The 22,614-nt window shown below is 29.2% G+C and carries 13 protein-coding genes and 2 pseudogenes; 11 read left to right on the plus strand and 4 right to left on the minus strand.

Features of this window, described 5'->3' with window-relative positions; genetic code table 11:
• Positions 1-105: 105 nt before the first annotated feature.
• The 6 genes from whiA (at position 106) to rlmD (ending at position 9,816) form a co-directional block, all read left to right on the plus strand.
• On the plus strand, positions 106-1,053 hold the full coding sequence (gene whiA / locus L3B98_RS10795) for a DNA-binding protein WhiA (protein WP_238916612.1): 948 nt from the start codon (positions 106-108) through the stop codon (positions 1,051-1,053).
• A gap of 92 nt (positions 1,054-1,145) precedes the next feature.
• The gene (locus tag L3B98_RS10800) at positions 1,146-1,436 is read left to right on the plus strand and encodes a Dabb family protein (RefSeq protein WP_238916613.1); all 291 of its coding nucleotides are present in this window, start codon (positions 1,146-1,148) and stop codon (positions 1,434-1,436) included.
• A 165-nt stretch (positions 1,437-1,601) separates the two neighbouring features.
• Positions 1,602-5,180: a DNA polymerase III subunit alpha gene (locus tag L3B98_RS10805; protein ID WP_238916614.1), complete on the plus strand. Its 3,579-nt coding sequence runs from the start codon at positions 1,602-1,604 to the stop codon at positions 5,178-5,180.
• A gap of 369 nt (positions 5,181-5,549) precedes the next feature.
• Complete coding sequence (gene pfkA / locus L3B98_RS10810; protein ID WP_015395558.1) at positions 5,550-6,506, plus strand: 6-phosphofructokinase; 957 nt, start codon at positions 5,550-5,552, stop codon at positions 6,504-6,506.
• Between the two features lie 65 nt (positions 6,507-6,571).
• A complete protein-coding gene (pyk, locus tag L3B98_RS10815) occupies positions 6,572-7,993 on the plus strand; it encodes a pyruvate kinase (RefSeq protein ID WP_238916615.1) in 1,422 nt (473 codons plus the stop codon).
• Positions 7,994-8,451: 458 nt separating this feature from the next.
• A complete protein-coding gene (gene rlmD, locus L3B98_RS10820; protein WP_238916616.1) occupies positions 8,452-9,816 on the plus strand; it encodes a 23S rRNA (uracil(1939)-C(5))-methyltransferase RlmD in 1,365 nt (454 codons plus the stop codon).
• Between the two features lie 94 nt (positions 9,817-9,910).
• Here rlmD and L3B98_RS10825 read toward each other — a convergent pair.
• A pseudogene (locus L3B98_RS10825) lies at positions 9,911-10,072 on the minus strand (site-specific integrase); the annotation flags it as partial.
• On the opposite strand from L3B98_RS10825, the pseudogene L3B98_RS10830 reads away from it, so the two are divergent.
• The 3 genes and pseudogenes from L3B98_RS10830 to L3B98_RS10840 form a co-directional block, all read left to right on the plus strand.
• A pseudogene (locus L3B98_RS10830) lies at positions 10,045-10,668 on the plus strand (recombinase family protein); the annotation flags it as partial. The pseudogenes L3B98_RS10825 and L3B98_RS10830 sit on opposite strands and share 28 nt — an antisense overlap.
• Positions 10,669-10,952: 284 nt before the next feature.
• Positions 10,953-14,153 (plus strand): thioester reductase domain-containing protein, encoded by a 3,201-nt coding sequence (locus tag L3B98_RS10835; protein WP_238916617.1) that lies wholly within the window; start codon positions 10,953-10,955, stop codon positions 14,151-14,153.
• Positions 14,154-14,479: 326 nt separating this feature from the next.
• Entirely contained in the window at positions 14,480-14,902 is a 423-nt protein-coding gene (locus tag L3B98_RS10840) for a hypothetical protein (protein WP_238916618.1), read from the plus strand.
• Between the two features lie 1,172 nt (positions 14,903-16,074).
• On the opposite strand, the gene L3B98_RS10845 is transcribed toward L3B98_RS10840, so the two are convergent.
• Positions 16,075-18,327 carry a peptidase domain-containing ABC transporter gene (locus L3B98_RS10845; RefSeq protein WP_015395553.1) on the minus strand — a complete coding sequence of 751 codons (2,253 nt, stop codon included), beginning with the start codon at positions 18,325-18,327 and terminating at the stop codon, positions 16,075-16,077.
• Positions 18,328-18,497: 170 nt separating this feature from the next.
• Positions 18,498-18,674, minus strand: a complete 177-nt coding sequence (locus L3B98_RS10850; RefSeq protein WP_015395552.1) for a hypothetical protein — start codon at positions 18,672-18,674, stop codon at positions 18,498-18,500.
• Between the two features lie 475 nt (positions 18,675-19,149).
• Here L3B98_RS10850 and L3B98_RS10855 point away from each other — a divergent pair, with 475 nt between their 5' ends.
• Positions 19,150-20,238 carry a phage tail tip lysozyme gene (locus L3B98_RS10855; protein WP_238916619.1) on the plus strand — a complete coding sequence of 363 codons (1,089 nt, stop codon included), beginning with the start codon at positions 19,150-19,152 and terminating at the stop codon, positions 20,236-20,238.
• 130 nt (positions 20,239-20,368) lie between these two features.
• Here the strand turns inward: L3B98_RS10855 and L3B98_RS10860 are convergent, their stop codons facing one another.
• Positions 20,369-21,016, minus strand: a complete 648-nt coding sequence (locus L3B98_RS10860) for a hypothetical protein (RefSeq protein WP_238916620.1) — start codon at positions 21,014-21,016, stop codon at positions 20,369-20,371.
• Positions 21,017-21,659: 643 nt separating this feature from the next.
• Between L3B98_RS10860 and L3B98_RS10865 the strand changes: the two genes are divergently transcribed.
• A complete protein-coding gene (locus tag L3B98_RS10865; RefSeq protein WP_015395549.1) occupies positions 21,660-22,430 on the plus strand; it encodes a LytTR family DNA-binding domain-containing protein in 771 nt (256 codons plus the stop codon).
• Positions 22,431-22,614: the final 184 nt, after the last annotated feature.

The following is a 22,614-nucleotide window of genomic DNA, read 5'->3' on the forward strand; positions in this document are numbered from 1 at the left end:
AATTGATAATTGATAATTGATAATTGATAATTGATAATTGATAATTGATAATTGATAATTGATAATTGATAATTGATAATTTGTATAGATAAGGAAGGAAATAAAATGTCATTTTCATCTAAAGTTAAAGGAGAAATATGCAGATATATAGATATTTCAAGGGAAGAAGCATTGGCAGAAATATCAGCTATAATGAAAGTAAGTGGTACATTAGCTTTTAGTGGAAGTGGACTTAGCTTTAAAATGACCACAGAAAATCCAGCAAGTGCAAGATTAATATTTACACTTTTAAAGGACCACTGTGATATTCATTCAAAATTAATGGTTAAAAAAAGTAATTCTTTAAAAAAGAATAATATCTACATGGTTGTAATATCAGAAGAAATGGGCGTTAGAGGTCTGCTAAATGAAACTGGTATACTTAAAGAAATTGATGGTATAATGAGTTTAGATTACAGAATAGAAGATAATGTTTTTAAGAAAGAAAGTGCTAAAAAGGCATATATAAGAGGCGCTTTTATTGGTGGAGGAAGTATTAGTAATCCAGAAAAAACCTATCACTTGGAATTTGTAACTCATAGTGAGGAATACGCTAAAGATTTATCTAATCTTATTAATACATTTAAGTTGAACTCTAAAGTGATACAAAGAAAAAACAGCTTTATAGTGTATATTAAGGAAGGTGAGCAAATTGTAGATTTGCTTAATATAATTGGAGCTCATTCATCTTTGTTAGAAATTGAAAATATAAGGATAATGAAGGAAATGAGGAATAATGTAAATAGACTTGTTAATTGTGAAACAGCTAATCTTTCAAAAACTGTAAATGCAGCAGTAAGACAAGTTGAAAGCATAAAATTAATTCAATCACAGATTGGACTTCAAAGACTTCCAGAGAACCTAAGAGAAATTGCAGAATTAAGATTAAATTATCCAGATGAATCTTTAAAGGAATTAGGAGAAATGCTTGATCCTCCAGTAGGAAAATCAGGTATTAATCATAGATTAAGAAAAATTGAGAAAATAGCAGAAGAATTAAGAACAAACAACTAGGCAGTGCACAGTTTAGAATTTACAGTTGTAGAATAAGCCAACTGTCAACTGTTTACTTCTAACTGTAAACTGATAACTGAAGGAGTGGTGTTATGTTTACGCATATTGTACTTTTTAAATTAAAGGAACCAACAACAGATAACTTGAAATTTGTAGAAAATACTTTATTATCTATGAATGGGGAAATTAAAGAATTAAAGAAATTAGAAGTTGGAGTAGACACCATTAGAAGTGACAGAAGTTATGATATAGGAATCATAACAAGATTTGATAATGAAGAAGATTATTTGGCTTATGATGTGAATGAGTTCCACGCTGAAAAAGTCAAAAAGGTTATAGGTCCTTATATGGAAGGAAGTAAAACTTTAGATTTTCAATTGTAAAGGATAACCAAAATTTCAATCAATAATGATTTGAATTGAGATTTTGGTTATTTGCGATTTTTGAGATAAAGTTATATAAAAAATAGTCTTAGATTGCTATAATTAAAAAGCAGACAATTTCAAATGACTTATGGATATAATTATCATAAGGAGAGGAGGAGTTACATGGAGAAGGAAAAGCAATTTTGTCATTTACATTTACATACAGAATATAGTTTGTTAGATGGTTCTGGCAAAATAAAAAAGCTTATGAAAGCTGCTAAAGAAAAAGGTATGGACAGCATAGCGATAACAGACCACGGGGTCATGTATGGACTTGTGGATTTTTTTAAGGCTGCTCAAGAAAATGATATAAAAGCAATTTTAGGGTGTGAAATATATGTAGTACCTAAATCAATGCATATTAAGCAGCCTGATAAAGAAAATTCAACTTATCATTTAGTTTTATTAGTAAAAAATGAAATTGGATATCAAAACTTAATGAAGATTGCATCAATAGCTTCGATTGAAGGGTTTTATTATAAGCCTAGAGTTGATTGTGATTATTTACGAGAGCACAGTGAAGGTTTAATTGCTTTAAGTGCGTGTTTAGGTGGAGAAGTTCAGTCAAATTTGCTTAAGGGAAATTATGAAAAGGCTAAAGAAGTCGCATTAAAATATAAAGATATCTTTAACGGAGATTTTTATCTAGAATTACAAGATCATGGTATGGAAGAGCAGAAGAAGGTTAATGAGGATAATATGAAATTATCTAAAGAAACTGGAATACCATTGATTGTTACAAATGATGTTCACTATATAAATAAAGAAGATTCAAAATCCCATGACGTGTTAATGTGTATACAAACAGCTAAAACCATAGATGATCCTAATAGGAGAAGATATCCGTCAGATCAGTTTTATTTGAAATCACCTGAGGAAATGTATGATATGTTTTCATATGTACCAGAGGCCTTAGAAAATACAATGAAAATTGCAGAACAGTGTAATTACGAGTATAAGTTTCATGAATCAAAGCTTCCAAAGTTTCCTTTAGAAGAAGGGCAGGATCCTTATGAGTATTTAAAAGATACTTGCTATAAAGGTTTGATTGAAAGATATGATGTATTTGAAGAATTAAGAAATAAAGAGCTAAATTACACAGAAGTTAATAAAATTGTGGAAAACTCTGAAAAAGCTAAAGAATATGTGGATAGATTAGAATATGAACTTGGAGTAATCAAACAAATGGGATATATAGATTATTTCTTAATTGTTTGGGATTTCATTAAGTTTTCATATGATCATGGAATACCTACAGGTCCAGGAAGAGGATCAGCAGCTGGATCTATTGTTGCATTTACTTTAGGAATTACTAAGATAGATCCTATAAAGTACAGTTTGATCTTTGAACGTTTCCTAAATCCAGAAAGAGTATCCATGCCGGATATAGATAGTGACTTCTGCTACGAAAGACGTCAAGAAGTGATAGATTATGTTGTTGAGAAATATGGTGCAGATAATGTATCTCAAATAATAACTTTTGGTACTATGGCAGCCAGACTGTGTATAAGAGATGTTGGAAGAGCCATGAATTATAGCTATACAGAAGTGGATAAAATTGCGAAGATGATACCAACAATGCTTGGAATTACAATTGAGAAAGCCTTAGATTTGAATCCAGAATTAAAGGCTGCCTATGATAGTGATGAAAGAATAAAAACACTAATTGACGTTTCAATGGATTTAGAAGGCTTACCAAGGCATTCATCAACGCATGCTGCAGGGGTAGTTATAGCATCAAAACCATTGGTTGAATATGTACCACTTCAAAAAAATGATGAAATGATAGTAACACAATTTGGTATGAATACCTTGGAAGAGCTTGGACTTCTAAAAATGGATTTCCTTGGTCTTAGAACTTTAACTGTTATGAGTGATGCAATAAAGATGGTTAAAGAGAATAGAGGAGTCGATATTGATTTAGATAAAATTGATTTTGATGATAAAGAAGTCTATAAAATGATAGGTGAAGGAAACACAGCAGGGGTATTCCAATTAGAATCAGCGGGAATGACTTCCTTCATGAAGGAATTAAAGCCTGATAATTTGGAAGATATCATAGCTGGAATATCGTTATATAGACCAGGTCCAATGGCTGAGATACCAAGGTATATAGAGTGCAAGAAAAATCCAGATAAAGTTCAGTATGAAACACCTGAATTAGAGGGTGTGCTAAATGTTACCTATGGAGTTATGGTTTACCAGGAACAGGTAATGGAGATTGTTAGAAAGTTAGCTGGATATTCTATGGGACGTAGTGATATGGTTAGAAGAGCCATGTCCAAAAAGAAACACAAGGTCATGGAAGAAGAAAGAAAGAACTTCATTCATGGTATTCTTGAAGGGGACGAAGTTATCGTTCCAGGATGTATAAGAAATGGAATAAATGAAGAAGTAGCAAATAAGATATTTGATAACATGATGGATTTTGCTTCATATGCTTTCAATAAATCCCATGCGGCTGCTTATGCAGTTGTAGGTTATCAAACAGCATATCTTATGAAATACTATCCAGTAGAGATGCTTGCTGCTATGCTTAATTCAATTATGGGAATTAATGAAAAAGTAGCTTATTATATTGGGATAGCAGAAGAATTAGGAATTCAAGTTTTGCCTCCTAATATAAATGAAAGTTTCTCAAGGTTTACAGTTAAAGATGATAAAATTAGATTTGGAATGGCTGCTATAAAAAATGTTGGTGGAAATGTTGTTGACAGTATAGTCAAAGCAAGAGAAGAAAAAGGTAAATTTGAGTCTTTAGTAGATTTTATAAACAAAATAGATCCATCAGCTATAAATAAACGTGCAGTTGAATGTTTAATAAAGGCTGGGGCATTAGATGATTTTAAGGTTTTTAGATCGAAAATGATTGCAGTACATGAGAAGTTAATTGAAAATATATCTAGTGATAAAAGAAGAAATATTGATGGACAAATAAGCTTGTTTGGAACAGAAGAATTAAAAAATCCAGAAGTGAGTTATCCAAACATAAAAGAATTTAACAAGAAGAATCTTTTAGCAATGGAAAAGGAAATGACTGGATTATATATTACTGGACATCCTTTGGATGATTACGCAAAAAGTTTAAAAATGCAGACTACAAATGAAATATCAAAGATTTTCTCGGTTCATGAAACTCTTGATGAAACCTTTGAAGAAAATTTAGATGAAATTTCTATGTTTAATAGGGAAGAAACCCTACAAGATAATGACAGGGTAATTCTAGGTGGAATACTAGCTGGAGTTAATCAAAAAGTAACAAGAAATAACTCTATAATGGCATTTTTAAAGCTAGAAGATTTAACTGGGACAATAGAAGTAATAGTTTTTCCTAAGACATTAGATAAAGTGAAAGAGTTATGTGTAACAGATAGCTTAGTAATAGTAAAAGGTAGATTAAGCTTAAAGGAAGATGAGCCACCTAAACTAATATGTGAAAGTATAGAACCTTTGGAACAGGTAAATACAGCTAAGGTATATTTAAGAGTTGACAATACTGAAGCAGCTAGAGATCTTAATAAAAGACTTAAGGATATATTGGCTAAAGAATATCTAGGTGACACACCTATTTATATATTTGAAAGTCAGCAAAAACAAAAATTTAGAGTTCCTAAGGATAGATGGGTATCATTAGATAGTGATGTTATAATAATGTTAAAAGAAACTTTAGGGGAAGAAAATGTAAAAATAATTGAGTTATAATTTGCAAATAGGTAAATGAAAAATATTACAAAAATTAATATTGCAAAAATGAGATCAAATTCTACTATTTTATCGATTATTGGGTATAATATAAGGTGATTGATACCTAATAAAAAGTAACACATATATAGTGAAATTTATGGGTAAGTTGGTTAACAATATAAATTTAATATTTAAAAGTTATTTATAATATAAAAAATTTGATATAATTTAGAAATTTATTTTGAATTATATCAGAAAATGGTTAAATATCATTGATAATTGTTTGAATTTTATGTACAATAATTCTTGGTTAATAAATTATGGTTATATTATGTACATAAGGGTCAAAAAGAGTCCCTTTCGGTATTTAAGGAGGAAATATATATTATGAAAAAAATAGCTGTGTTAACAAGTGGTGGAGATGCACCTGGTATGAATGCTGCAATTAGAGCTGTTGTAAGAACTGCCCTTCATAACGGTATAGAAGTTATGGGAGTTCAAAGAGGATACAGTGGACTAATTAATGGTGAATTATTTAGTATGGATAGAAATTCTGTATCTGATATAATTCAAAGAGGTGGAACAGTACTAAGAACTGCAAGATGTCCAGAATTTAAAAATGAAGAAGTTAGAAAAAAAGCTGCTAAAATATTGCAAGCATATGGTGTTGAAGCGTTGGTAGTTATCGGCGGAGATGGATCATTCATGGGTGCAAAATTATTATCAAAGCTTGGAATTAAAACAATAGGTTTACCAGGAACAATAGATAATGATTTAGCTTACACAGATTTTACTTTAGGGTTTGATACAGCTTTAAATACTGTAGTAGATGCTATAAATAAAATCAGAGACACTTCAACTTCTCATGAAAGAGTTTCTATTGTAGAAGTTATGGGGAGAGACTGTGGAGATTTATCTTTATATGCAGGTATTTGTGGTGGTGCAGAAGCAATCATAATTCCTGAGATAGATTTTGATAAGGATGCACTTTGCAGAACTATCTTAGAAGGAAAAAATAGAGGGAAAATGCATAATTTGGTAATCCTTGCAGAAGGAATTGGTGGAGCATTTGAACTTGCAAAAGAAGTTGAAGAAGTAACAGGAATAGAAACAAGAGCAACAATCTTAGGTCATATTCAAAGAGGAGGAAGTCCTACTGCTACTGATAGAGTCTTAGCTTCAAGAATGGGAGCAAGAGCTATAGAAGTATTATTAGAAGGAAAAACTTCAAGAGTAATCGGAATTAAAGATAATAAAATAATAGACCAAGATATAGATGAAGCTCTAGATATGGAAAGTAAATTTGATAAAGAGCTATATGATATAGCTCAAGTATTATCATAATAATTTGTTTATAGTTTATTAATATAAATTGTATAATTAATCCAAGAAAGAGGAGTGTTAGTTTAATGAGAAAAACTAAAATGATATGTACTATTGGTCCAGCAAGTGAAGATATGGAAATCTTAGAAAAAGTAGTTCTTGCAGGAATGAATGCTTCAAGACATAATTTTTCACATGGAGATCATGAAGAACACGGTGGAAGAATTGCAAAGGTTAAAGAATTATCAAAGAAGTTAAATAGAGAAATTGCAATAATTCTTGATACTAAAGGTCCAGAAATCAGAACTGGTAAATTCGAACCAAAGAAGCTTGAATTAACTAAAGGAACAGAATTTACAGTATATGCTGGAGATATGGATGTAATTGGTGATACAACTAAATGTGCAGTTACATATGCAGGATTAGCTAATGATGTTAAGCCTGGAAACACTATCTTAATAGATGACGGTTTAGTAGGATTAACTGTTAAATCTATCGAAGGAAATGCTATTAAGTGTGAAGTTCAAAACACTGGATTCGTTGGAACTCATAAAGGAGTTAATGTACCAGGAGTATCTATTAAGTTGCCAGCACTTACTGAAAAAGATAAATCAGATTTAATCTTTGGATGTGAAGTTGGAGTTACTATGATAGCTGCTTCATTCATCAGAAAAGCATCTGACGTAAAGACTATCAGAGAAATACTTGATGCAAATGGTGGAGAAAGAATCTTAATTTGTTCTAAGATCGAAAACCAAGAAGGTGTTGATAATATTGATGAAATATTAGAAGTTTCAGACCTTTTAATGGTTGCTAGAGGAGACATGGGAGTTGAAATTCCAATAGAACAAGTACCTGCTGTTCAAAAGATGATGATCAAGAAGTGTAAAGAAGCTGGAAAACCAGTTATCACTGCAACTCAAATGTTAGATTCTATGATGAGAAATCCAAGACCAACAAGAGCAGAAGTTTCAGACGTAGCTAATGCTATCTTAGATGGTACTGATGGAATCATGTTATCAGGAGAAAGTGCTAATGGAGATTATCCAGTAGAAGCTGTAACTACAATGGCTAGAATTGCTGAAGAAACTGAAAAATCTTTAGAATATAAAGTAGCTGTTTCTCAAGCTAAATCACACATTCCAGCTATCGCAGGAGTTATTTCAAGAGCAGCTAGTAATGCAGCTAACGAATTAGAAGCAACTGCAATATTAACTTCAACTCAAACTGGAGCTACTGCAAAGAGAATTTCTCAATGTAGACCAGAATGTCCAATCATAGCTATTACTCCAGATCCAATAGTTGCTAGACAATTAGCATTCTCATGGGGAGTATATGCAGTAGTTGCTAACAAGATGGAATCAACTGACGAGATGTTAGAAAAATCAGTTGAAATAGCTAAAAACAATGGATTTGTTAAAGCAGGAGAAACAGTTGTATTAGCAGCTGGAGTACCTGTAGCTCAAACTGGTGCAACTAACTTATTAAAGATTGATGTTGTTAAATAAGTCTAAACATAATTTTTAGTAATATTTTGAGACCTTGATATACTATATCAAGGTCTCTTATTATATAGAAAAACTATAGGATTTTGTAATTAATTTAAAATTTTAGAACTTGAATAAAAAAGTTAACAAAAAATTAACAATTATACAAGTGAGATTTAATATATAATGTATATTATTGCTTTAAACAAGGAATAATAACTTAATAGTTATGGAATTAAATGGCAACTGATTCTGTATTGGCACCGAAAGGTGCTCTTTTTTTGTATAAGAAAATTTAAAGGTTAAAAAAATAACAATATTTAAAAAGGGTAGATTCCTTTAATGGTATTAAGGAATTTTGAAACTAATAGAGCTTAAAGAAAAATATTAAGGCGAGATTATCTTAAATATGATAAAATGTAGAAAATAATGATAAATATTAAATAAAAAGTTTAGTTATAAATAAAGGACGTGTGCATGTGGTAGAAAAAAATAAGGAATACATTGTGAAGATCATTTCTCAGGGCTATGAAGGTGAAGGCGTTGCAAAGATAGAAGGATATCCAATATTTGTCCCAGGAGCACTCAAGGATGAAACTGTAAAGATAGAGGTAATTAAAAAGAAGAAGAACTATGCTTATGGGAAGCTTATTGAAGTAATAGAAGAATGTTGTATGAGAAAAATTCCGGAGTGTATTAATTATGATAAGTGCGGTGGATGTTCATTGATGCATTCAGATTATGAAGGTCAGCTTGACTTTAAATTTAATAGAGTAAAAGATTGTATTGAGAGAATAGGTGGCTTATCATCAGAAATAGTTAAAGTTCCTATTGGAATGAAAAATCCTTATAAATATAGAAATAAAGGCATTTATTCTGTTGGATTGACTAATGGGGAACTATCAATAGGATTTCTTAGTGAAAAGAGCCATGAGATTCTTGATATAGAGACTTGTCATATTCAAAATGAAGACTCTGATAGAATTATAAAAATTATAAAGAATTGGATGCTAGAATATTCCATAGAACCAGCTAATAGGGATGGGATTTTTTACGAATCAGGTTTAATCAGAAATATAATGGTCAGAAGAGGTTTCAAGATTGATGAAATAATGGTTGTAATAGTAACTACAAATAAAAAAATTCCATATAAGCAGGAACTATTAGATTTGCTAAGCAATGAAAGTAAAAATTTAACCAGTATAATTCAAAACATAAATTCTAAGGATACCAATTTAGCTTTAGGAGATAAATTCATCACTTTATGGGGAAAAGATTTCATATCAGATTATATAGGAAAATACAAATTTAACATATCACCAGTTTCTTTTTTTCAAGTAAATCCAATTCAAACAGAAGTATTATATAATAAAGCTTTAGAATATGCTGAGTTAACTGGAACTGAAGTGGTTTTTGATGCTTATTGTGGTGCAGGAACAATATCATTATTTTTGTCTCAAAAAGCAAGAAAAGTTTATGGTGTTGAAATAGTAGAGCAAGCAATAGATAATGCAATAATAAATGCCAAAAATAATAAAATTACAAACTCTGTATTCTATGTGGGGAAATCAGAAGAAATAATACCTAAATTAATTGAAGATGGAATTAAACCAAATGTTATAGTTATTGATCCACCAAGAAAGGGTTGTGATGTTAAATTATTAGATGCAATTGGAGAGGCCAAACCCAAAAGAGTAGTTTATGTATCTTGCGATCCAAGCACTTTGGCAAGGGATTTAAAGTACTTAGAGCAGTTAGAGTATGAGACAGTGGAAGTTCAGCCTGTCGATATGTTCCCAATGACGAAGCATATAGAAACAGTAGTTAAATTAATTAAGAAATAGCTCTATTTTACAGCGATTATAAACTTAAGATTGGAAGCAATTCAACCCATTTGCCACCGTAAATAAGTACACGGTGGCAAATGAAATGATATTATTAAACCTCATTATCCTGTTTTAGCATATTTTCAAATATATCCACAGTATTGTCGCTCATTTGCTTAGTAATATGTGAATATATATCCATAGTTGTGGACAATCTAGAATGTCCTAGACGGTGTTGTATGTCCTTTATATTTGCATTTGATTCTAAAAGCATTGGAACAAAATTTAGATAGACAGATAAATAGTATTAGTGATTATCGCAAGAAATATAATATTTCAATAGATGTTAATAGAGATATAATAAAAGAACATATATCAGGAAAAGATTTTAAGAGAGAAAGATATCTTACATTAAAAGAGGAATTACTAAGATTAGGGGATACTTTGATAATTAAAGAGCTTGATAGGCTCGGAAGAAATATGGAAATGATAAAAGAGGAATGGCGTGATTTAGAAAAGACAGGTATAAATATAATAGTTATTGATACTGAAATTCTAAATACTGTTGGGAAATCAGATTTAGAGAAGAAATTAATATCAAATATAGTATTTGAACTTTTATCATATATGGCTGAAAAAGAAAGAGTAAAGATTAAACAAAGACAAGCTGAGGGAATTGCGGTAGCTAAGGCGAGAGGAAGAAAACTAGGTAGACCAGGTGTTGAATATCCTGGTAACTGGAAAGAAATTTATGATAAGTGGAAAGCCAGAGAAATTACTGCAGTAAAAGCAATGGAGCTTACTCAATTAAAGAAAAATAGTTTTTATAATTTAGTAAAAAGATATAAAGATGAAAAAGAGCATTGTTAGAAAATATTAAAAATTATATAAATATTGAAAGCACTTATTTTTAGAGTAGGTGTTTTTATTATGTTTAATTTTAAAGGTGTACAGTCAACATTTCCGACAAAAACCACTCTAAGACAAAAATTAGATATAAATTAAGATTTTTACACGGATATGTTAGTTGTACTCGAATTTAGTATAAAAATTATGTATAAAATACATCTATAAGTTTTGATACTAAGTAAAAACAGTAGTATAATATTTACATAATATGGAATTTTTAAAATTATATAGGGAGATGAAATATAATGAAATATTATATTAAAGGATATCAAGATAATTTTTGGAAGGTGTTAAATGAAAATGCGAGGGAAAATGAGAATGACATTTGTTTTAGTTTTTATGAATATTCTGGAGAAGAAAAACAAGTAATTACATTAACAAGAGCTAATTTAGTTGAAAAATCATTATCTATAGCATCTATGTTAAAAAGAAGAAAGGCACAAAAAGGAGACAAAGTAGTTATTTTTTCTACACAAACAGCTGATAATGTATTATCAGTTTTAGGATCAGTATTAGCAGGAACAATATTTACAATAATTCCACCACCAACGGATTCCAATAAGATGATGAGATTTTTATCAGTTGTGGAGTCTTGTAATCCTAAATTTATATTATGTGGCGATTCGATTGAAGATGAGATTCATTCAGTTTTAGAAAAAGTAAAAAAGGATGAAAAATATAATTCATTATTGGAGAATTTACAAGTAATTAATGTAGAGAAGTGCACTGAAGATAAAGATTTCATACCAGAAGAAGTATCGTTAGATGATATTATATATATTCAATATTCTTCGGGGTCAACTAGTGAGCCAAAAGGGGTAATGGTATCTTATGGAAATGTTGTGAGCCTTGTTAATTTAAGCAAGGAATCTATGCAAAATAAAAGGTTATTTGGTTGGGTTCCTTTCTTTCACAACCTAGGTCTTGTGTATTTAATGTTTTCACCTATATTAGATAAAGAACTTTCCGTAGGAATTATGTCACCAAATGCATTTCTTGAAAAACCTTTAAGATGGTTTGAAGGAATGAGTGATTTTAAAGCAGACGTTACCATTGCACCAAACTCAGTTTATGAATCTTATCCAAAGTTAGTGCCTTCTGGTAAACTAAAAGGTATTGACTTATCAAATGTAAAGACATTATTAAATGGTTCTGAGTTAGTTAACCATTCAACTATGAAACAGTTTGCTGATGCATATAAAGAATTCGGAATTACTGTGAATAAATTCATAGTAGGATATGGTCTGGCAGAAGCTACATGTGGAATAACAACAAATACTTATTATTCAGAGGATGAGAGAATAGAAATTGATTTTGACGAGTATCAAGCTGGAAAATGGGTTTTAGCTAGTGAAAATACTGCAAATAAAATTCAATTTGTAAGTAATGGAGAAGCTATTAATTATATAGTCATAAAGGTTGTAAATCCAACTACTCTTGAAGAATGTGCCGAAGATGAATTCGGAGAATTATGGGCACAAGGACCTTCTATAGCCCAAGGTTATTATAAAAACGAAATTGCGACAAATGAAACCTTTAATGCAAAATTAAAGGGGTATAATGGAAATTTCCTTCGTACAGGAGATTTAGGTATTATAAAAAATAAAAAAATATACGTTACAGGACGTATAAAAGAACTTATCATTATTAATGGAGTAAATATATTACCAAATGATATTGCAATAAAATTAAAGGAAGAAATATCTGAATTAAAAGATTCAGATATTATTGCATTTCCTGTAGTAAATGAATACAAGGAAAGATTAATTATTATTCCTGAAATACCAGAAAAGATAGTAAAGGTGGGGAATTTAAATGAAGTAGCTGGTAGAATAAGTTCCTGTGTATCAAAATATTTTCAAGTATCACCGTATCATGTTGGATTTATAAGAGAGGGGACACTTCCAAGGTCTGATAATGGAAAAATATCAATAATGAAATCTGCTAGTTTATATAAAGAAGAAAAATTGAATTTAATAAATTTAAGTGAAGAAGATAATTCTCTAAAAAGCAGTGAACCTATAGAATATAGTACAGAAACAGAAAAGACATTAGGTGATATTATTGATAAGGAATTTTCACATAAAACTAGAAGTAATGATAATTTACTAAATTTAGGAATGGATTCCTTAGAAGTACTAGGTCTTACAGCCAATATAGAAGATATATTTTCTATAAATGTTCCAATATCATTTATATACGATAATCCTACAATAGAAAAAATAGGAGAATATATTGATAAAACTCTAAGTGGAGAAGACGTAAGTCTATTGGAGAAGGATAAAAGCTATTTATATGATGAAGTTAAGTTAGATGAAAGCATTTATGCTAAAGAGTATGAAACTGAAAATCCTCCCATGAAAAATATTTTTATAACTGGAACTACTGGATTTGTTGGCGCATATTTGATTAACACATTAATAGCTGAAACTAAAGCAAAACTTTATTGCCATGTAAGAGCGAAGGATGACGAAGATGGTTTTAGAAGATTAAAAGAAAATATGGAATATTATAAATTGTGGAAAGATGAATATAAGGAAAATATTATTCCAGTGATAGGCTCTCTTGATAAATCATTATTAGGAATAGAAGAAGAAAAGTACAAGCAGCTTACTGAAGTTGTAGATACTGTATATCATAATGGGGCAATACTTAATTTTGTATACCCATATGAGAGATTAAAAGATACTAATGTATCAGGAACAGTGAGAACTATTGAATTTGCTTGTGAAGGAAAACAAAAGTACTATAACTATATATCTTCATATAGCGTTTTTGATAATCCAAGTTATTTTGATAAAACAGTATCAGAAGATGACCCACTTTCAAGTTGCACAGGATACTATTTATCATATAGTGAAAGTAAATGGGTATCAGAAAATATAATTCATATTGCAAGAGAAAGGGGATTAAGAGCAGCAATATATCGCCCAGGAGAAATAACTGGAGATAATAAAAATGGTATATGGAAGTATAGTGATTCAGTTAGTAGAACAATTAAATCTATGATTCAAACAAAGACATATCCAGATATAAATATGAAAATACACATGACTCAGGTAGATTATATAGCTGAAGCTATAATATATATTTCAAAACAAGGCAAATCATATGGAAAAGCATATAACTTATTAAATAGTGTTCATATATCTGTTCGCGAATTAGGACGATTAGTTAATGAGTGTGGATATGAAACTAAAGATATCGATTATGCTACTTGGAAAGAAAATCTATATAAATCAGGTAGTGAACATCCTTTGAAATTATTAGAATCTCTATTCCAAATAGTCAAAAGTAATCCATGCGAAAACTTTGAAATTAGAACTGGTGAAATGGCTCCAATTCTAGAAACCAAAAATACTGATAATGCTTTGAGAGGAACAAATATTAAATGTGAACCTATGAATGCTGAGTTGATAAGTAAATATTTAAAGAACTTTGTTTGAATATAAGTTGAGTAGGAGGTAGACAATTATTTTATCTACTGACCTCTCCCATCAAATGTAATCATCTTAAGAAATTTATGGGGTGTATCCGACAAATCCCCCATTAATTCATTGGTGGTTGTTTTTATATAAAAATAAGCACAGCAAACAAACCTACGAAATGTAAGTTTAAAAAATAATATTTAATTGCTAAACTGTTATTTTAATAAATTATAAGGACACATATGAGAAAGCACAGGAGATTTAATCGACGTAACGTGAACCGTACTAAGGTAGACACTCACGGTCGCAGGGAGGCTTATAATAAAAAGTACACATTTAGCTGTATGCTAAAGTGTGGTTTCTGTGGCAGTAACCTTTCTCGCTGTAATTGGCACAGCGGAACACCTCATCAAAAGAGAGTAACTGGCAATGTTGTTGTAGGTACTAAAAAAGGTAAGAAATACTGTCCTGAAAGCAAAGGTATTGATGAAGCTATCATTGAAGGTGCATTTGTACAGAGCTATCGACTTATGTGTGGGGATAACAAAGAGGTTTTGTCGGAGTTTTTAAACAGAATGGAAGCAAGCCTACAGAATAATAGCTCTGAAAAGCAGTTGAATAAGATAAACAAAAACATAAATTCACTTGAAGTTAAGAATAAAAAGTTACTTGATAATCTTTTAGATGGTACTATTGATAAATCAACCTATACAGAAAAGAAAGCAGAACTGGATGCTGAATTACAAGAGCTAAAAGAGCAAAGATAAGGATTGCAAGACAATACAACCAATGAGAAACAAGTACGCCAAAGACTTGAAGGTTATAAACGTGCATTAGAGGCAAACGAAACACTAACGGAGTTTGATAAGAGTGTATTTGAGTCCATTGTAGACCGTGTTATAATAGGTTCAAGGAATGAAGATGGTACTGCTGACCCACATAGTATTACGTTCGTATATAAGACAGGTCTGGAAGATAAGATTGATGGTAAAAAAGCGTATTCCTATACACATAACCACACATGTGGAAACTGTAACGCTACTAATTAAGAAATAGAGCCGTTTTAAATGGTTTATAAAGTCAAAATATAAGCAATTGCCACCGAAATGCCACCATAAATTATGGCGTGGTGGCAATGCTTTCAAATATATCAACTGATTCATCTTTCATAGATTCTGTATTGTGAATAGTAGATGTTTCAATAAACAGAGCTTTTTTTGTTTTCCCAGAATGCTGAGCGCTTTTTTTTATATTTCTAAAGCATCCTGGAGAATCACGTAGTCCTTACGTAGCCTTGCATTTTCTTTTGCTTTATCACTTTGATAATTACCAGATTTTCTTGTCGGAACCTCTCCATTATTGTTTTTAGATTTTTTGATCCAATCAAACAGTACAGTTCTACTTGCTCCTAGATTCTTTTGAACATACTTTTATACCAAAGTCTTTAAGTTCTTCATAATACCTTACTGCATATTCTTTAAATTCTTTTGTGAACTGTCTACTCATGTAAAAAAACTCTTTCTTTAATATAAACTAAATTTCAGATTTTTTCACTTTCAACTTGTACTATTTATACTAGCATCATGTATTTGCCGAAAGTATACTTCTTGCTAGGGCACTTAATATAGATAAATTACATAGTAAAATTAAAACGGACTGTACTGGTAAGCATTTATTTGAATTAAAGAAAACAGCATAAATATATTTTTTAAAAAGTCTTATAGCGAAGCTTATTAAAGTACTCTTATTTTTAAAGAAATTTAAATTGGTAAAATAATCCGTTTAGAAAATATTTTATACAAGCTTAAAAAGGAGCCATCGCTAACAGATTTTAATCCGCTAATGCGACAACTCTATACAACATAGCAAATATTTGATTTACACAAGTTATTCTATATTTTCATATATGTGATCTTTTATAACATTCTGATAAAGTAGTTTATATGCTTAATGAGTTTTTTGAATTAAAATTTGTATCATTTCTATTAATATTATTAATAGAAGATGGTAGGCTTTTATTTAATTTTTCAATACTTTGTTCACCCCATAACCTATAATAATAGCCTCTTTTTTTCAATAACTCTTTATGAGTGCCTTCTTCTACTATTTCGCCACTATCAATAACATATATTTTGTCACATTTCATAATCGTACTCAATCTATGAGCAATTATTATCGAGGTTACATTTCCCGAGCATTCTTCCAATGTCTTTTGTATTGCTTTTTCAGTTATAGAATCTAAGTTAGATGTTGCTTCATCCATTATTAATACATCTGGATTTTTTAATAAAGCCCTAGCTATTGATAATCTTTGTCTTTGTCCTCCTGAAAGATTACTTCCCCGTTCTACTAAAGGAGTTTCATACTTTAATGGTAATCTATTTATATAATCATGTATTTCTACATTTTTACAAATAGATATTATATCTTCATCAGTTAAATTTTTTCTTGCAAATTGTAAATTTTCTTTTATTGTCCCTGAAAATAAAAATGACTCTTGAGATACGTAACTAATCTTATCTCTTAACACTTCCTTATTTATATCTTTTATATTATAACCATTTAATATAATTTCACCTTTTTCTATTTTATAAAATCCCATTAAGAGTTTTGCAATTGTAGTCTTGCCAGATCCGCTTTCTCCAACTAAAGCTATTTTCTCTCCTGGTTTTATACTTATATTTATATTTTTTAAAACTAATTCCCTTAATCCATATCTGAAATTAATATCTTTTAAAACTATATCTCCCGATAATGATTTAGGATTTATTTTTTTAGCTTCATCTTGTGACTTTTCTAACTCTAAATCCAATATATCACCCAATCTATCACTTGCAACTACTGCACTTTGTAATTGTGGCTGTAAATTTATCAACCTTTCTATTGGTCCAATGTAGTATACAAGTAATGCATTAAAGCTTATTAATTCGCCTATTGTTATTTGCCTATTTAAAACAAAAATACCTCCAATCCACAAAATACATACACCAAAAATTCCTTTAACAGCATTCATCAATGTATCTTGAAGATTATATATGTAAGCATGCTTAAATAAACTTTTTATAAATTTCATAAATTTGGCTTCTGTCTCTATCTTTACTTTTTTTTCGCCATTAAAGGCTTTTACTGTTTCTATCCCTTCTATCGATTCAACTAAATAAGATGTTAATGCTGCATCATCTTCCATAACATTTCTATTTACCTTTTCTAAGTTATTTTTAAATCCAAATACTAAAATTAAATATAAACATATTGGTACTGAGCAAATAAAAAATAACTTTGAACTTTGAATATATAAAATAATACCTCCTACAATTGCCATCAAAACATCAATCATTAAAGTTAATGTTGCTGATGAAATTGCATCTCTTATTTTACATCCATCATTAAATCTAGAAATAATCTCCCCAACTTTTCTTGTGCTAAAAAATTTCATAGGTAAATTAATTACATGATTATAATAGCCTAGCAATAATGGAATATCTATATTTTGTGCCATGTGTATAAGTAGTATCCTTCTAAAAAATTCAGTTAAAATCTTAAAGATAGCAAGCACAAGCATTGCCATAGATATTGATAATAGTTTCTGACTTAAGTTATTAGGTAGTATATCATCTATTAAAAATTGGAAATAAAATGATCCACCTATTCCAAAGAGAGTTATTATTATGGATGATATAAATATTTCTGCTAATAGGATTTTTTGAATTTTAATTAGTCCCCAGAATCTTTCAAAAAGACCTTTAGTCTCATCCCCTTTTTTAAAATCAGCTGTTGGAACCATAAAAACTAATACGCCAGTCCATATGTCGAAAAATTCTTTTGGAGTGTATTTAACAATTCCTTTAGCTGGATCTGCAATCAAAATACTTTCCTTAGTAATTTTATGTATTACTACATAATGCAGCAATATACTATCGACAACTACATGTGCAATTAAAGGAGTTTTTAAATCATCAAATATTTCTTCGTTACTAGATACCTTTACTGCTTTAGCAGAAAAGCCTAAACTTTTAGCAGCTTCCATAATTCCATAAACAGATGTTCCTTCTGAATCTGTTCCAGAGATTTCTCTTAGTTTAGAAAGTGAAAGTTTCAATCCATATTTCATTGCAATAGTACCTATACAAGCTGGACCACAGTCTGTTATATCCTGTTGTTTAATACAACAATATTTTCTTCTTATAGTCATATTTACTCCTTATATTTAATATTTTATACTAATTGCTTTTAGATTTTATATATATAATACTACAAGATTTGCATAATGTAGTAGAAGTTTATTAAGCTTAAAATAATATTAGAAAAAGCCGACTCATATGAGACAGCTTTTTCTAATATTGCTATAATTAAATATTAATATTAGTTATAGCTTGTAATAGAACTTACTTTATGACCTTGTGATCTAAGATCTAACCTTATGCTGTTTGCTTTATCTCTATTGTCATAGACATAAATATAACCTGTAGTTAAATCTGTAAATTGGTAATGTGTTCCACCACATATACTTTTTTGCTCTTCAATTTTTAGTTCTCTCATATTTTTTCCTCCATTCAATTTTTAATTATTTAAAATTAGTAATTACCTTTTATATTTTTAGATCAAATAGATATCAGTAATTATTTAGAAATATATATTTTTCATAAAAATGTATATTTATTATTTCTAAAATATTAAACGGTGATTAATAACTTTCAGGTAGATATTCTCATAATTATAAAAAATTTTAAATGCTTATTTCTTAAAACGTATAAAATTAAGTGTAAAAAGCCATAAAATCATTTTATATGTTAAATTTCTATTTTGTGCAATAAAATATACGATTTATAGCAAAAGTATTGATTTTTTGGTAATGTTTGATTTCAATACATAAAATATGGCAGGATAATGATAATTAAATTTGAGGTTTACAAAATTAAACAAAAGTTTCTTTTAATTAGTGTAAAGTAAATGAGTTAGCTAACCAAATATTTTAATAAAATTTGTTTATAAATTGAAAGGAAGTAGTATACAAATGTTAGAATGGAAACAAATAAATGGATCATGGTATTGTTATAAAGATGGAACTATTGTAAAAGGATGGATACAAGATGAAAATAAAAGATGGTATTATTTAAATCCTGCTAATGGAATGATGGCTACTGGATGGACTCAAATAGATTCTAGATGGTACTATTCATATACAGAGAAAACAGAAAAAGATGGTGATACACATTATGTAGGAGAAATGGCTACTGGATGGACTCAAATAGATTCTAGATGGTACTATTTATATACAGAGAAAACAGAAAAAGATGGTGATACACATTATGTAGGAGAAATGGCTACTGGATGGATTCAATTGGATTCTAGATGGTATTACTTATATACTAAGAAAACAGAAAAAGATAGTGATACACATTATGTAGGAGAAATGGCTACTGGATGGACTCAAATAGATGCTAGATGGTATTACCTATATATTGAGACAAGAGAAAAAGATAGTAATACACATTATAGAGGAGAAATGGCTACTGGATGGATCCAATTGGATTCTATATGGTATTACTTATATACTGAGACAGCTGATTCTCATTATAAGGGAGAAATGGCTGTTAATACAACAATAGATGGTTGGATAATAGATTCAAGTGGTGTAGCAACTTTAAATTCTCAGCCAGGTAATATCACAGATACTGCAAGGTGTATCTATTCATTTTTTGTAAAAAAAGGATGGACTAGCAATTCTATTTGTGCAATGCTAGGAAATATGCAAGGAGAATCAGGGATTGTTGCAGATATGAATGAAGTAGGTGGAGGTGGAGGATATGGTTTAGTACAATGGACTCCTAAATCTATTATTACTAATTGGGCAAATCAAAATGGGCTAGATTACCGAACTGTTGACACACAATGCAAAAGAATACAATGGGAACTTGAAAATGGTCAGCAATTTTTTGCAACTAGGGCCTACCCTATGAATTTTAGGCAATTTACTCAGAGTACAGCAGATCCTACTTATTTAGCAAAAGTATTTATAAATAATTATGAACGACCTTATAATCCCAACCAACCTCAAAGAGGTGTTTGGGCTGAAAATTGGTATAATACTCTTGCAGATTAAATAACTTTAATCTAATTGTGTAAATAAACTATAGTCGTCAGTAATAGTTGCTGTTATTACTGACGATATATTTCGTAATAGTTTTTTTGTTTAATGTAGAATATTTTTGCTCATTATGCATAAAATCAAACTATCCGTGAAAATATCCTGTTTTTGATGAAACCACAACGTAAGGTACTTGCAAACCATCTTTTTCAATATATGCTTGATATAAATCATTTTCTAAATGTTTTATTTTAACAACATTTTCTCCATAGGTGTCATATAAATCTTTCTTGAATAGATCTTGCCAATTACTTAGTACAGGTGCATTTTTCGTTATATAAGTTGCAAAGCCCTCTATGTCATCTGCGTTACCTTTGTTTTCAGTATATTGCTTAAATAAAGAATCGATATCAATTTTATTTAAAAATGTCTTACTCCACTTCAATTTTTGTGATTCAGATTTATTCTCTTGACCATTGATAATATAATCTATAACATTTTCTTTTATCGTACTATCTGAATTTGAAGTTTTAGATTCAGAAGTCTTAGTAGAATCATCTGTTAAGTTAATTTTGTTTTTATCTATATTATTTTGTGTTTGTAATGTATCGTTTTGTTTAGTAGAATTGTCATTTTTTGTATCATTATTAGTGTTTACTTTATCATTAGCATTAGATTCAATAGCATCAATACTGTTTGTCTGGCTGTCATTAGTTTGTGTTTTTTGATTTCCACAGCCATTTAATATTACTAGAATTAGTACTATTGATAAAATAGTTCTTATATGCTTCAATTAAATTCTCCTTTTTTATTAATAATATTTATTCATTATTTTAACATATAATATATTTTAGTGTTTATAAAATATTTTTTAATGAACGAACTTAAAAAAATGTTGTGGACTAATTGTGATATACTCCCCTTATTGTGGATGTATAGAACAATAAATATACATTTTTTTCAATTTGGATACATCTAGCTTTTTTAAAAAATTATTTAGAATATCAAGGTGTAGAATTTCTTCTAATGATTTAGCTATATTGTTAATTACCAATTTATTATTAAAATATTATACTTATAAAGGAATACTGGTGAAAAAAGTAAAGTATGATGAGGGTTTGGTACATATAATACACTATGTTAGTAAAAATAAAAGATGATTATGTTCAAATGCAGTGCAGTTATATCAATCGTGTAGAGTATTGAACTATGGAGTTTGAAATTAAAATAAATTAATATACAAAATAATATATTATATGAAAATTTGTGTAATTATTAAAAATATTGTATTATATAAATGGAGAAGTATGTAATAAAAAATAAGTCTAAATACTGTCTGTATAGGAAACTTGTTTGTATTTGGGTATTATTGTTGCAATATAAACTTCGAAGAAAAATGTAATATTAAAGGGTATATAACATGGGGGGATTATATTTTGTATTCTATTATGTTGGCAGAGGATGATCATATACAAAGAGAAATTCTAAAAATAATGATTCATTCCATTGATAATTCTATAGAAATTTATGAAGCTGATAGTGAAAGTTCAGCTTTAGGGATAATTGAAAATCAAGATATTAATATGTTTTTAATAGACATTGGTTTAAAGGAGTCATCGGGGTTAGATCTTGCAATGGATATTAGGAATACACCTAAATATGAATTTAGTCAAATTGTTTTTTTAACGACACATTTGGATTATATATTGCAAGCATTTAAGCAGATTCACTGTTATGATTATATATTAAAGCCTTATAATAAAAATGATGTACAAGCTGTGCTGAAAAAGCTCATTAGTAATGAAATTAACTGTCTTGGTAATGGAAAGGATGATTCAGATAAACATGAGGACAAGGAACTTGTTATAAAAATAAGGAGTAGTATATATGTGGTGGTAAAGATAGAAGAAATTATATTTATAGAAGTTAAAGGAAGAGATTGTGAAGTAAATACTATTAGTGGAGTTTATGCGTATAATAATATAAGTTTAAAAAAAATACTAGAGTTAATTGATTGCAAAGATATAGTTCAAAGTCATAAGGCTTTTGCTATAAATAAAAATTACATATTTAAGATAGACAAGTTAGACATTAGGTTATTCAATGTATATTTTAAAAATTATTCTAAAAATGCTTTAATAGGATATAAATTTAAAAATAATATTATATCAGAGTTTGAAAATGTAGGTAATTATTATGTTAAATGATTTTACTATTAATAGCTTAGATATACTTAATATAATTTATCTATGGGCAGTAGTAAGTAAAAAAATAGTTATTAATAATGAGTAATATTTAGTACAATCATTGCATCTGTCTCAATTACAAGTATCAATTATTTTCAACTAAACTCTAATTTTTTATAATATAGCGACTATTATGATTATTAAA

The organism is Clostridium sp. YIM B02555, from assembly GCF_022320955.1.
Classification (GTDB): Bacteria; Bacillota; Clostridia; order Clostridiales; family Clostridiaceae; genus Clostridium; species Clostridium saccharoperbutylacetonicum.